The 12,260-nt window shown below is 49.0% G+C and carries 12 protein-coding genes and 1 pseudogene; 8 read left to right on the top strand and 5 right to left on the bottom strand.

Going from position 1 to position 12,260, the window contains the following annotated elements:
• Nucleotides 1-3: 3 nt before the first annotated feature.
• Both G358_RS33485 and G358_RS0114390 read right to left on the bottom strand, forming a co-directional pair.
• Nucleotides 4-174, bottom strand: coding sequence for a hypothetical protein (locus tag G358_RS33485; RefSeq protein WP_019637940.1), 171 nt, complete (start codon nucleotides 172-174; stop codon nucleotides 4-6).
• Between the two features lie 81 nt (nucleotides 175-255).
• Nucleotides 256-1,176: a LysR family transcriptional regulator gene (locus G358_RS0114390; protein WP_019637939.1), complete on the bottom strand. Its 921-nt coding sequence runs from the start codon at nucleotides 1,174-1,176 to the stop codon at nucleotides 256-258.
• A 193-nt stretch (nucleotides 1,177-1,369) separates the two neighbouring features.
• Between G358_RS0114390 and aroC the strand changes: the two genes are divergently transcribed.
• Nucleotides 1,370-2,425: a chorismate synthase gene (aroC, locus tag G358_RS0114385; protein WP_019637938.1), complete on the top strand. Its 1,056-nt coding sequence runs from the start codon at nucleotides 1,370-1,372 to the stop codon at nucleotides 2,423-2,425.
• Nucleotides 2,426-2,467: 42 nt separating this feature from the next.
• On the opposite strand, the gene G358_RS0114380 is transcribed toward aroC, so the two are convergent.
• Nucleotides 2,468-3,367 carry a LysR family transcriptional regulator gene (locus tag G358_RS0114380; RefSeq protein WP_019637937.1) on the bottom strand — a complete coding sequence of 300 codons (900 nt, stop codon included), beginning with the start codon at nucleotides 3,365-3,367 and terminating at the stop codon, nucleotides 2,468-2,470.
• 130 nt (nucleotides 3,368-3,497) lie between these two features.
• Between G358_RS0114380 and thrC the strand changes: the two genes are divergently transcribed.
• Nucleotides 3,498-4,775, top strand: a complete 1,278-nt coding sequence (gene thrC, locus G358_RS0114375; RefSeq protein WP_019637936.1) for a threonine synthase — start codon at nucleotides 3,498-3,500, stop codon at nucleotides 4,773-4,775.
• 16 nt (nucleotides 4,776-4,791) lie between these two features.
• On the opposite strand, the gene G358_RS0114370 is transcribed toward thrC, so the two are convergent.
• Nucleotides 4,792-5,994, bottom strand: a complete 1,203-nt coding sequence (locus G358_RS0114370) for a copper amine oxidase N-terminal domain-containing protein (RefSeq protein ID WP_019637935.1) — start codon at nucleotides 5,992-5,994, stop codon at nucleotides 4,792-4,794.
• Between the two features lie 305 nt (nucleotides 5,995-6,299).
• Here G358_RS0114370 and G358_RS0114365 point away from each other — a divergent pair, with 305 nt between their 5' ends.
• Entirely contained in the window at nucleotides 6,300-7,163 is an 864-nt protein-coding gene (locus G358_RS0114365; protein WP_019637934.1) for a VOC family protein, read from the top strand.
• A 163-nt stretch (nucleotides 7,164-7,326) separates the two neighbouring features.
• On the opposite strand, the gene G358_RS0114360 is transcribed toward G358_RS0114365, so the two are convergent.
• On the bottom strand, nucleotides 7,327-7,635 hold the full coding sequence (locus tag G358_RS0114360; protein WP_019637933.1) for a winged helix-turn-helix transcriptional regulator: 309 nt from the start codon (nucleotides 7,633-7,635) through the stop codon (nucleotides 7,327-7,329).
• A 188-nt stretch (nucleotides 7,636-7,823) separates the two neighbouring features.
• Between G358_RS0114360 and G358_RS0114355 the strand changes: the two genes are divergently transcribed.
• The 5 genes and pseudogenes from G358_RS0114355 (at nucleotide 7,824) to pfkB (ending at nucleotide 12,244) form a co-directional block, all read left to right on the top strand.
• Nucleotides 7,824-8,231, top strand: coding sequence for a DoxX family protein (locus tag G358_RS0114355; protein WP_019637932.1), 408 nt, complete (start codon nucleotides 7,824-7,826; stop codon nucleotides 8,229-8,231).
• Nucleotides 8,232-8,245: 14 nt separating this feature from the next.
• Complete coding sequence (locus G358_RS0114350; RefSeq protein ID WP_019637931.1) at nucleotides 8,246-9,097, top strand: VOC family protein; 852 nt, start codon at nucleotides 8,246-8,248, stop codon at nucleotides 9,095-9,097.
• 28 nt (nucleotides 9,098-9,125) lie between these two features.
• Nucleotides 9,126-10,197: pseudogene (locus G358_RS31320) on the top strand (LLM class flavin-dependent oxidoreductase).
• 320 nt (nucleotides 10,198-10,517) lie between these two features.
• Nucleotides 10,518-11,300 (top strand): DeoR/GlpR family DNA-binding transcription regulator, encoded by a 783-nt coding sequence (locus tag G358_RS0114340; protein WP_019637930.1) that lies wholly within the window; start codon nucleotides 10,518-10,520, stop codon nucleotides 11,298-11,300.
• A complete protein-coding gene (gene pfkB, locus G358_RS0114335; protein WP_026342263.1) occupies nucleotides 11,297-12,244 on the top strand; it encodes a 1-phosphofructokinase in 948 nt (315 codons plus the stop codon). The genes G358_RS0114340 and pfkB overlap by 4 nt, the downstream gene beginning before the upstream one ends.
• Nucleotides 12,245-12,260: the final 16 nt, after the last annotated feature.

Raw genomic sequence — 12,260 nt, 5'->3', positions numbered from 1 at the left:
CAATTATTTATTTTCAGTGGAGTGGTCATCCTCTACAAAAGCAACGGGCTTAGCCACCCATTCTTCTGCTTGCGGTTCAATATCTGAGCCGCTTTTTATTTTTTTCTTCTCAGCCAGGGAATCGCCTTCCTCATCCAGCTTGTTACGGATTTGATCTTCTGATTGGTGATCCATTATGGCAGCCTCCTTTTTTCGGCATAATTGATTCTGTCCCTATTTATAGTTACCCGTTGCGGGTCATTACAAACATAATTACTAAGAAGATTGCAGCGATTGGATAAGGACGTCCATGAACTGTTTTGCGCTGATGGACAGCGACACATCCCGGCGCGTCGCGACGGCAATGGAACGCAAGGGGATTGGCTCGGCAATTTGCAGTTCGAACAGCGTCTCGTCGCGCAGCTCCTGAACAGTGAAGGAACGGGCAACAAAGGCGGCCCCATAACCGCGTTTGGCAAACTCGATCAGCATATCCAGGCTGCCGAGCTCGATGTCCACTTCAGCTTCTATACCGAGGGAGTGAAGCCACTTTTCGACGAAATGACGTGTACTGCTGTCTTTGGAAAATAAGAGCAGCGGAATACGATTCAATTCGCTTGCATTAATCTGCTGTCCGGCAAAATGACGAAAGGCGGGCCCAACGACGAAAATATGCTCCTGTGAAATAAGATGATTGGAGACGATCCTCTCATCGTTAAGCGGCAGATGGACGAGCCCAATGTCGATTTGGCCGTCCAGAAGCTGGTTTTGAATATCGCTGCTCTTCCCTTGGGATAGGCGAATCCTTACTTCGGGATACCGGTCATGATACTGATCAAGGGTAGGCAGAAGAAGATGCTTGATCATCGGTCCGCTCGCCCCAACGCGGAGCTCTCCGCTCGACAAGTTTTTGAGGCTGGCAATTTTCTCTTCTCCGGCCTGAAGCAGCGCGAACGATTGCTCCACGTATTCGAGCAGGGCGCTGCCTTCCGGGGTCAGCTTCACCCCTTTGGAGAGCCGATCAAACAGTTTGACGCCAAGGCGCGATTCCAGCTGCTTAATGGCGTAGCTAACCGAGGGCTGCGTGATGTGCAATTGCTGGGCGGCTTTGGTTAAATTGCCAAGGCGCGCGGTGTGAAGGAAAATGCGATACAGCTCGATGTTGGCTTGGTTCAATGGCGGAGTCGGATCAATCATTTTGTCACCTGCTTTTTCACCTGTTATGTTGTAGTTATTTCCGTGAATTGTACTCGCCTACAATAAATTGGATATGATATAGATCTGATCTATATCACTTTGTCTAATTTTGAATTTCATTTATATCAATGAATAAATTATAATGAGAGGTATAAGATGCTGTCAAATATAGAGATATGAAGGAGAGAATGATATGGCAGGCAATACATTTGGAGAAGTGTTCAAAATAACAACGTTCGGCGAATCGCATGGGGCGGCCGTTGGTGTCATTGTCGATGGAGTGACGCCCGGAGTAGAGCTGACCGAGGCTTATATTCAGGCGCAGATGGACCGCCGCAAACCGGGTCAATCCTCGGTGACGACACCGCGCAAGGAGTATGACATCATTAGCATTAAATCCGGCATGTTTGAAGGCAAGACGACGGGTACACCGCTTTTCATCATGCTTGAAAATAAAGATATGCGTCCAGAGGCATACAGCGACATTCAAAACGCATTTCGCCCTGGGCATGCCGATTTCACCTATTTGCAAAAATACGGCATTCGCGATCACCGCGGCAGCGGCCGGGCTTCCGGCCGGGAAACAGCGGGAAGAGTAGCCGCCGGCGCAGTTGCCCGCAAGCTGCTGGAGCTTCGCGGCGTGCAGGTGGTAGCCTATACGAAGGAACTAGGCGGAATCCGCTGCGAAACCTTTAACGAAGAAATCATTGAGCAAAATGCGGTGCGGGCCTGCGATCCCGATGCTGCTGTGCGGATGATTGAGCGGGTCGAAGAGCTTGCAGCCGCGGGGGACAGCTGCGGCGGCATCGTCGAATGCCGGATTCGCGGCGTGAAGGCCGGGCTGGGCGAGCCGGTGTTCGACAAGCTGGATGCCGAGCTGGCCAAGGCCATGCTCTCCATCGGCGCTGTCAAAGGCATCGAATTCGGTGCGGGTTTTGCCGCAGCGGACATGCTGGGCAGCGAGCATAACGATGGAATGGATGCTTCCGGATTTTTGAGCAACAATGCCGGTGGAATTTTAGGCGGAATCAGCACGGGCAATGAAATTGTGTTCCGCATCGTCGTTAAGCCGACTTCATCGATTTCCGTCCCGCAGCAAACGATGAATATTCGCGGCGAGGAGCAGGAAATCGTTACGATCGGCAGACATGACCCTTCGATTTGCCCGCGGATTATTCCGGTTGTCGAAGCGATGGCTTGCCTGGTGCTGGAGGATCATTACAAACGGCAAGCCGCGATGCTTGGTTAAGCAGGTAAGCAGGATTGGCTTAACCTTTTGTGAGCATAGCTATTAAGCTTCCGTTGGGGAGGCGCGCAAAGCCAGCTCCAGGAAAGCTTGGGCTTGCGGAGGCAGCGGGTCGCCCGAGCGCACGCAGCACGAAATAACATTGCTGGCCTGGAGTCCGCCCGCCTCGATGCGTACTAAAGCTCCGTTGTTTACGTATGAGCGGGCCTCGATGGCCGAAATGAATGTAACGCCAAGACCGGCGAGCGCAGCGCGCAGAGCCTCTTGTGGCCCATTTACCCGAACCGCGGGCTGCGGTTCGGGTACTTCTGCTGCCCGGCAGAGCGACATCAAAGCCTGAAGCGTAAAGCTCCCCGGTTCTCTCATTATAAAAGGGGAGGCGAACAGCTCGGCGGGAGACACGCTTCGCCCGGCAAGCGGATGGTTCCGCTGCGCTACAAACCATAATTCGTCTTCATGGACCGGGATGAAGTCGATGTTCGCCGGAAGCTGCTGATGCGAGCCGCCGATCCAGGCCATATCGGTTTCGTAACGAAGCAGCTTGTCTAGCGCGAACTGCACATTTCCGGATACGAGGCTGATTTCAACCGCGGCGTGCGACCGCTGGTATTGAGCGAGCCAGTCAGGCAGCAAATAATTCGCTGGCAGATAGGTGGCTGATATTTTCAAGCTGCCGATGCTTCCTCGCTGATAGGCAATGCACTGCTTGTCGATTTCGGCTTCGAGGGCAAACAGCCGGTCCGCCTGAGCCGCCAGCCATTTCCCCGCATCGGTCAATACTACATTTCTGCCTTCCAGACGCGTTAAACGCATTTGCAATTCTTTTTCCAGCTTGCGAAGCTGCATTGTGACTGCCGGCTGGCTGATATTAAGCTTTTCTGCCGCCTTGCTGACTCCTCCGGCTCGTGAAATTTCATGAAAAATGCGTAAAGCATGAATATTCATAGGACGTGTCCTTTCTTATACATAAATAATACTTATCTATTATTAAATTATATATATTATTTTTATTCCCTGCTATCCTTTATTGTAGTCTTATCTACACATATCAAATGGGAAGTAAGGAGAGATTTAAATGGGGAACGAAATTGACGGGGAATACATGCTGTGCTGCTTGGAATGCGGGGCTGAGATCGGGGGACATTGGCGTATTCGCTGCGATTGCGGCGGGATTCTCGAGCTTTGGCGCGATTTTAGCGGTATGGACGGTGAACGATTGCAGCAGCTTTTCGAACAAAGGCTCTATTTGGAGCGTGGAACTGTTTATGGCAGCGGGGTGTGGAGATATAAAGAGCTGATTGCCCCGGAGTTGCCGGAGAACGCATTGACGACAAGGGGAGAGGGGAATACTGGATTATATCTGTCACAGGCCTGTGCAGCGTACGCAGGAATCAGAGAGTTGAGGCTCAAGGCGCAGAGCGAGAATCCGAGCGGCTCCTTCAAGGACAATGGTATGGCCGCGGCCGTATCGCATGGGCTATCTTTAGGAAAAAACGTATTTGCCTGCTCATCGACGGGAAATACCTCGGCATCGCTAGCGATGTACGCAGCCTGGAGCGGGAGTTCTTCCCTTGTCATCGCGCCAGCCAGCAATATTTCTCCGGCAAAAATCAATCAGACCACCGCTTACGGCGCCCAGGTGATCCGGTTTGACGGCACTTATGACGATGGGATCGCGTTCCTCGAGAAATGGGGTGACGCGCTTGGACTGTATGTATGCAATTCGCTGAATCCCTACCGGATCGAAGGACAGAAGAGCATTGTTTATGAGCTAGCGCAGCAGCTGCAATGGAAAATGCCTGACTGGATCGCGATTCCCGGGGGCGCTCTCAGCAATGTGTCCGCGCTTGGCAAAGGATTGGGAGATTTATGGCGCCTAGGCATGATCGATAAGCTGCCGCGTATAGCGCTTGTACAGGCCGAAGGTGCTAGTCCTTTTCATCGGATGGTGGAGCAGAAAGGGAAGACGTTTGTTCCAGAGCCTAATCCGCGCACTAGGGCCAGCGCCATGAACATTGGCAATCCGCCAAGCTGGCGCAAAGCTCCGGCTGCGCTGGAATTGACACAAGGGGTGACGGCAGCGGTCAGCGATGAAGAAATTATGCTGGCTAAGCGGGTCATTGACCGCAGCGGTATCGGCTGCGAACCGGCCTCGGCCGCCACGCTGGCCGGGTTGAAGATGCTTAGGACAGACGGAACAATTGATAAAGACGAGACAGCGGCGGCGATATTAACCGGGCATATGCTGAAGGACGCGGATGCGCTGGAGGAGCTGTATAGCGGGGGAATCATGCATATGCCCGGAGGGGAGCCTTTATCGCCTGAGGTGGTTCGAAGATTTATTTTAAAATAAATGCCAATACTACCGGTTAGTTTAGCTTAAATGTGTACTTCTGGTTATTAGCGTTAAAAGGGCTGCGGTTCTCGAATTGCAGGGAGCCATCAACGTTCTCGCCCAAGAAGACGAGCTGATCACCATGATATGGGACATCGTTCAATTCGGCGTATTCACGTTCTTGGCCGCTAAGAAACTGTTGATAAAGGAGAGTTGCCGAGTTGTCCTTCAAATCGATCAAGGTCAGATGTCCGCTCAGATTCGGGCGGATTAGCAAATAGGATGAGCCTGCGGCTAGAACGGAATGATTCTCGTCTTTTCCGGTAAGCTGAGGCAGATCATACTCCTCGACGATCTGGCCCTCGGCATCAACGATTGAAAGCAGTTTACCATCTGTGAGAACGGCGTTCCCATCATGATCGAATACGGCATTTTTCTCATAACGCTGGAAGTAGTACGCTTTGCTTTGTCTGATGATCTCATCGCCATTCATTAAAGCCGTGTATACATTCGTATGGACATGGGGCTCGCCATAGTTGTCTTCTACAGTAAGGACATAGCTTTGCTGCGTCCCTGGCATACTGTAGACATTGATGCTTGCAAGCTCCTTGATATCCGTATTCAATTGGCCGATGCGTTTCGGCTTCGTTTCAAAAGGATACGCAAAATATACGTCGCCGGTGTTCTTGTTCAGCCAAATGGTTGTATTCACGCTGCCTCCTTTAACATATATAGGCTGCTGAGATAAGGATACTGTTTTCTTGGCAGCATTCCACTCTACGCCAGCGCCGATCGCTTCTGAGAAGAAACGGATGGGCACAAACGTACGCCCGTTGCGCACGATAACCGGGGCGTTCAGCTTCACCGCCGCTTCGTTAACGGTAGCGCTAGAAGCATTTAATTTTACCTTCACAATTCGATTGGGATACGTCATCGTCACGCTGTGATCCTTCGCGTTCCAGAAAACGACACTGCCCAGCAGTTCGCCGATATCTCGAAGCGGCAAATAGAAGGCGCCCTTGTGCAGCAGCGGCGCCGACGAAGGCGAGTACTCCTGGCCGTTGAATACAAGCTTGATATTCGACTGCGTTGTGGAGCTGCTTGCCGCCGCGGCAGCTGTTGAAGCTGATGAATAAGCAAGAGGGGTAATGGATAATATGGCTGCCAGTCCGATCATGGCGATTTTGGCTGAAATACCTCTTGAAGTTCGTCTTGAAGTGCCTCTTGAAATGTTCATTGGTTTCTCCTTCCGGTACCATTTATATTTATTGCGTTAAATATTTGAACGAACTATTTTGGAAAAAGTTGCAGAGAGATATGCCAGTTCTTGATGAATAGGCAAAAACCTGCAGATGAACTGATGACAAGCAGCTTGCGATTTGATCCCTGACAAATTCCCGAGGGGTCTTTGTTATACAAGGATATAAAAGGATATGCAGTCATTGACAAATGGTTTAACTGTAACTATACTGTCTACAACAGTTGTAACTGACGTTGTTACAAGTTTTGCGTTGTAATACTTAGACGGAAGGGGCACTAAATATGGCACAAATTATTCACCCGCAGGCTGAGATTGGCCTGGTTCGTTTGAAGGTACAAAACTTGGAGCGCTCGATCACTTTCTATGAAGAGGTGATTGGGCTGAAGCTATTGGGGCAAGAGGGCAATGTGGCCGAACTCGCTGCCGATGGGCGCCACGCGCTGGTAGTCCTGGAAGCAAACGCCGACTATCGCATATCGGAAAGCCGTTCTTCTGGCCTTTATCATTTTGCTATCCTGCTGCCGGACCGGGTATCTCTCGGTTTAGCGCTGCGCAATTTGGCCAAGCATAATATATCGGTCGGCCAAGGCGATCACCTAGTAAGCGAAGCTCTATATTTGAACGATCCGGACAATAATGGAATAGAAATATATGCGGATCGTCCGCGGGAAACCTGGCAGCGCAGCGCTAACGGAGAGTATGTGATGACGACAGATCCCGTGGATATTGAGGGGCTGCTGCACATTTCGGAGCAGGCACAGTGGCAAGGGCTGCCAGCAGAAACGGTAATCGGTCATGTCCATTTCCACGTGGGGAATTTGCAGCAGGCGAAGCGGTTCTACTGCGACGTGCTCGGCTTCGAAATTACCGCCCATTACGGCTCAGCGGCATTGTTTATTTCTGCGGGCGGGTACCATCACCATATCGGGCTGAACACCTGGGCGGGAGTTGGCGCGCCTCCGGCGGCTGCCGATGCGACCGGTTTGGCGTATTACACCGTAACTCTTCCTGACCAGCAGGCGCTAGCCGAGGTGGAAGCACGGATTAGCGAATCAGGGATAGCTTACGAGCGCGAGGATGATGATGCAATCAATGTTAGCGATCCATTTGGCATTCAAACTCGTTTAATCGTGAAAGGATACTAATTCACTGACGAAAAAACACTGAGGCACCAGGAAGTTGTTTGATCCTGAGCTTCGGTGTTTTAGTTCGTCCACCAACAGCAAACGCAGTGCTCTTTCAGCATTTGGCAAGTTAATACGAACTTAACGAGGAGCTGCTAATATATGAATTATCAACAAGTAGGAATTATGCTTTTAGCCAATGTTGAGACCATTTCTCTATTTCACTAAAAATGGGTTTAAACGCTAAACCTTTGTCCGTTAATGAATATTCAATTCGCACAGGAGTTTCCGGATAAATAACTCTTTTGACTATCCCCTCGTTCTCTAAATCCTTCAATCTATCTGAAAGCACTTTGCCGCTTATTCCGATTGCCGTTTCAATATTACAAAAGCGCTGTGGGCCAGATAATAACTGATAAATAATCAATCCAGTCCATCTTTGGCTTAATAAACCCATAGCTTGTTCAAATCCCGGACAAATTGATTTATCCAATTGGATCTCCTCCTTATATCCTTAGTATACCACTTTCCACAAGTACAATCATTACTTTTACATAATTACACACTTGACGTTTGTTAGTTATATAAATATAATAACTTACATAAAGTAACTGACTGATAAATTGAGGCCTTGGTTTCCGGTTTATTTGGTTGGCATCATAATGAAGGAGTGTTTAGTCAATGGTAAGAAAAGATGAGCTGGGTTTGACATTGTTAAGATTGAGTTTAGGAGTCACATTCTTGATACACGGATTTGACAAATTCCAAAGTGGAATTGCCGGTACTGCGGGCTTTTTTGAAAGCTTAGGGATGCCCGGTTTTGCTGCTTATGTTGTAGCGCTAATTGAATTGTTAGGCGGCATTGCGATGGTATTAGGGCTTGGAACAAGGATTGTCGCCGCTTTATTCGCGATCATTATGGCGGTTGCAATCTTTAAAGTAAAACTTGCCGCAGGATTCCTTGGCAATGAGCAAATGGCTGGATATGAGCTGGATTTAGCTTTGTTTGTAATTTCCGTTTATCTCGCTTTGAAAAGTAAATCCTTCTGGGCATTGGAAAATGTTATTTTTCGTTCAAAAAAAGATTAAAAGGAGGATGTATGATGAATTTTCACCGCGAACCCAATATTTATGTCGGGCAAGTAAATCTTAAGGTTCAAAATATAGAACGTTCGCTGAAATTTTATAAGGAAGTCATCGGCTTTAAGGTGCTGGACCAAACAGAAAAAACGGCGGACTTGACCGCAGATGGAAAGACGGTTTTGCTGTCCATTGAACAACCAGATAACGTCGTGCAAATGCAAGGAAAGACCACGGGCTTGTACCATTTTGCATTGCTCTTGCCTAGCCGCTCTGATTTGGCGCGCATCGTTCAGCATTTCGCTCATCTTGGGCAGAGAATCGGTTCATCTGATCATCTTGTCAGTGAAGCCCTTTACCTATCGGATCCGGATGGAAACGGGATTGAAATTTACAGAGACCGTGATCCTTCGGATTGGGTATGGAATAAAGGTGAAGTGGAGATGGCCGTAGATCCATTGAATTTTAGTGACCTTCTGTCGGGAGCAGATCAGAACAAAGCATGGGAAGGGTTGCCAACAGAAACAGTGATGGGGCATATCCATTTGCACGTATCTGAATTGCATCGGGCGGAAGAATTTTATGTTAAGGGGCTCGGATTCGAGATCGTAAACCGATTTGGGGCGCAGGCGATGTTCATTTCTACGGGGAAATACCATCACCATATTGGCTTAAATACATGGAATGGTGTGGGTGCGCCCCGTCCAGCTGAGAACAGTGCCGGTCTCAAATCATTTACATTAATGTATCCCAATGCTGCAGCGCGAGAGCAAGTCATCGCGAATTTAAAAAATATAGGTGCCTCCGTTACGGAGGAAAATGGGGCATTCGCTACAGCCGATCCATCGGGGAATCGTATTCTTTTGCTGGTCTGATCCTAAACAGCTTTATAGGAGGAGTGTCATGAAAGAGGGAGAACGGTCTTTAAATTCAGGTATCGAAGTGGGACTTTATACGCTTGCAGATATAGGTCCCGATCCTCTTACCGGAACAAGGGTTAGTGCACAGCAAAGGATTAAGGATATCATCGCAGCAGCAAAGCTTGCGGATGAGGCCGGATTTGACGTTTTTGGAGTGGGTGAACATCATCGGCTGGACTATGCCGTGTCTGCTCCCCCGGTTATTTTGGCTGCCATTGCTCAAGCCACTAAACGAATCAAGCTGACAAGCGCAACCACAGTGCTTGGCACGGCAGACCCCGTTCGTCTGTTTGAGGATTTTGCCACGTTGGATCTCGTTTCGGGCGGCCGGGCAGAGGTTATTGCTGGCCGAGGGGCATTTGTGGAGTCCTTCCCTCTGTTTGGTTATGACACAAGCGATTATGATGAATTGTTTTCAGAACATCTGGATTTATTTTTAAAACTTAACAAGCATGAAAAAAATCACTTGGAGCGGTCGATTTCGTCCCCCTCTAAGGAATGCCGAAATTTCCCCTCGGCCTGTACAGAAGCAGCTGCCCATCTGGGTTGGTGTCGGGGGGACGCTGGATAGCGCAGCTCGCGCAGGCCGGTTAGGCGTTCCAATGGCTATAGCAATGCTTGGCGGTGATCCGGATCGATTTATACCGCTGGTCGCAGCATACCATAGCGCGGGGATAGAGGCTGGGCATAATTTTGAAGCCCTTAAGTTAGGCGTGACGGGTCACGGGTACGTCTCGAAGACTACCCAGCAAGCCAAGGATGAATTCTATCCTTATTACTCAAATTATTGGTCGTATGTGAACCGTCAGCGAGGAATGGCCTTTAGAATGACGCGGGCTGATTATGAACAGATGACAGGTCCGGATACGGCCCTGTTTGTGGGCAGTCCACAGCAGATTGCTGAGAAAATCCTGCGTCAATACGAGCTTTTTGGACATCAACGTTTCATTGCCCAGATTGACATCGGCGGCTTGCCGTTTCATAAAGTTGCTTCAGGCATTGAGCTTATCGCTGCAGAAATAATTCCAGTTGTCCGGAAAGCAACGAGTAAATAAGCGGTTTATGGTACGGTAGTCTCTAAGGAACAATAATAAGATCGGGAATTAAGTAATTCAGCTTTGCCTCCTTGTTAGCTTCTATATGGGCTGACAAGGGGGTTTTTGTGTAACAAAGAGTATTTCAAAAAGAACAAATACTCATATTTGACCATATATACTCGAATGAGCGTAATTAATTTAACTGAAAACGCTTTACAAAATTAATATGATCACATATAATCATAAACAACGACAAACAATCACATATGAGCGCAATCTCTTATATTTATGATATATACTATAAAGATAGAAACCGTACTAGAAATGAGGTTAGAACAATGACAACCCTTTTTGAAGAAGAACGCAAACGAGAAATCGCACAATACGTACAAAGACAGGGCCGGGCGCTGGTTCCTGAATTAGCAGAGCAGTTTAAAGTGTCAGAATCCACCGTTCGCCGAGATTTAAGAGACTTGGAGGAAGCGAAACAGCTGCGCAGAACTCATGGCGGCGCGGTTGCTGTAGAGCAGGATAACACAGAACCAACCTTTGTGGAGAAGGAGGACCGTTATCGGTCACAGAAGGAAGAAATCGCCCGCAGCGCAGCAGCTTTCATCGAGGAAGGGGATACGATCTTTCTCGATTCAGGCACGACGACGTATTATTTGGCGCAGCATCTGAAAGACTTCCAGGAGCTTACCGTAGTCACGAACTCCAATATGGTCGCAGAGGTGCTAAGGCCGGCGAAGCATATCCAGATTCTGCTTACCGGAGGTACGCTACGCCATGAAACTCAGGCGATGGTCGGTCCGCTAGCGAATCGTTCCATTGAAGCCATTCGCGTGAATAAATTGTTTCTGGCGACTAATGGTGTGGATACCGATGCCGGTCTGACCACGCCGAATTTGACCGAAGCGGAAACAAAGCGCTGCATGATCCATGCGGCCAAGCAAATAATTTTAGTAGCTGACCATAGTAAATTCGGGCAAATTTCATTTGCCAAGGTCGCAGATTTGTCGGAAATTCACCACTGCATCGTCGATGACGCGGTATCAGAGCAAGTGGTCGGCGAGATGGAAGCAGAAGGCGTTAAAGTCACAATAGCGGGGAGAACATCATGATGAAGAAAGTGCATACGGTAACTTTAAACCCAGCGGTAGATAAAACGGTAACGGTCGATCATTTCGCGACAGGTGAATTAAATCGGATCAAGACGATGCGAACAGATGCCGGGGGCAAGGGCATTAACGTCGCTAAAGTTTTACATAGCTTCTCGGTTCCGGTGATTGCCCGGGGATTTCAAGCGGGCCATCAAGGGAAGATTCTTTTGGATAAGCTCCGGGAACAAGGCATCCCAGCACAATTTATTGAGGCAGAGGGGGAGACCCGGACGAATCTGAAGGTAGTTGATGAACAAACGAAGCAAACGACCGAATTAAATGAAGCTGGCTCTATACCTAGCAAAGAGCTTCTGGAGCAATTCGCGGCCGATTACGAGTCCGAACTTCATGAAGCTGCCATCGTAGTTCTGGGGGGGAGCCTTCCTCCAGGGACGCCGGCTGACTATTATCGCCGTCTGATCAATATAGCCAATCACAAGGGGGTGCGCACGATATTGGATGCAGACGGGGAAGCTCTGGCCCGCGGCATCGAAGCCAAGCCTTTTGCCCTGAAGCCAAACATTCATGAGCTGGAGGCCTTGTATGATACCAGGTTTGAAACGGAGGAGGAAATCGTTGCAGCGGCGAGGCATTTAGTGAGCAAAGGGATTTCTTATGTTCTTGTCTCGATGGGAAGCGCGGGATCGCTTCTGGTAAGCAAACAAAAGGTGTTTCGTGCCAAGCCGTTTCCGATTACACCTTTAAGTACGGTAGGGGCAGGGGATTCCATGGTCGCTGCAATGGCTTATTGTTTGCTGCATCACAAATCCGATGAAGAAATGGCACGCTGGACATCAGCCGCTGGAACGATAACGGCATCCAAATCAGGAACGGAGGTCTGTACGCTTGAGCAGGTGAACAAGTCACTTGCGCGCATTGACATTAAGTGTTTGGCAAAGTCATAACCAGCATTACACTTCA

This window comes from Paenibacillus fonticola DSM 21315 (assembly GCF_000381905.1).
Lineage (GTDB): Bacteria > Bacillota > Bacilli > Paenibacillales > Paenibacillaceae > Fontibacillus > Fontibacillus fonticola.
This window is presented reverse-complemented; position numbering and strand designations above follow the sequence as displayed.

Coding starts and splice junctions, on each gene's coding strand:
- G358_RS0114365 (WP_019637934.1), top strand. CDS start 6,300: ATGGCACAAATTATTCACCCGCAGGCTGAGATTGGCCTGGTTCGTTTG.
- G358_RS0114390 (WP_019637939.1), bottom strand. CDS start 1,176: ATGATTGATCCGACTCCGCCATTGAACCAAGCCAACATCGAGCTGTAT.
- G358_RS0114340 (WP_019637930.1), top strand. CDS start 10,518: ATGACAACCCTTTTTGAAGAAGAACGCAAACGAGAAATCGCACAATAC.
- pfkB (WP_026342263.1), top strand. CDS start 11,297: ATGATGAAGAAAGTGCATACGGTAACTTTAAACCCAGCGGTAGATAAA.
- G358_RS0114350 (WP_019637931.1), top strand. CDS start 8,246: ATGAATTTTCACCGCGAACCCAATATTTATGTCGGGCAAGTAAATCTT.
- G358_RS0114370 (WP_019637935.1), bottom strand. CDS start 5,994: ATGAACATTTCAAGAGGCACTTCAAGACGAACTTCAAGAGGTATTTCA.
- G358_RS0114355 (WP_019637932.1), top strand. CDS start 7,824: ATGGTAAGAAAAGATGAGCTGGGTTTGACATTGTTAAGATTGAGTTTA.
- G358_RS0114380 (WP_019637937.1), bottom strand. CDS start 3,367: ATGAATATTCATGCTTTACGCATTTTTCATGAAATTTCACGAGCCGGA.
- thrC (WP_019637936.1), top strand. CDS start 3,498: ATGGGGAACGAAATTGACGGGGAATACATGCTGTGCTGCTTGGAATGC.
- aroC (WP_019637938.1), top strand. CDS start 1,370: ATGGCAGGCAATACATTTGGAGAAGTGTTCAAAATAACAACGTTCGGC.
- G358_RS33485 (WP_019637940.1), bottom strand. CDS start 174: ATGGATCACCAATCAGAAGATCAAATCCGTAACAAGCTGGATGAGGAA.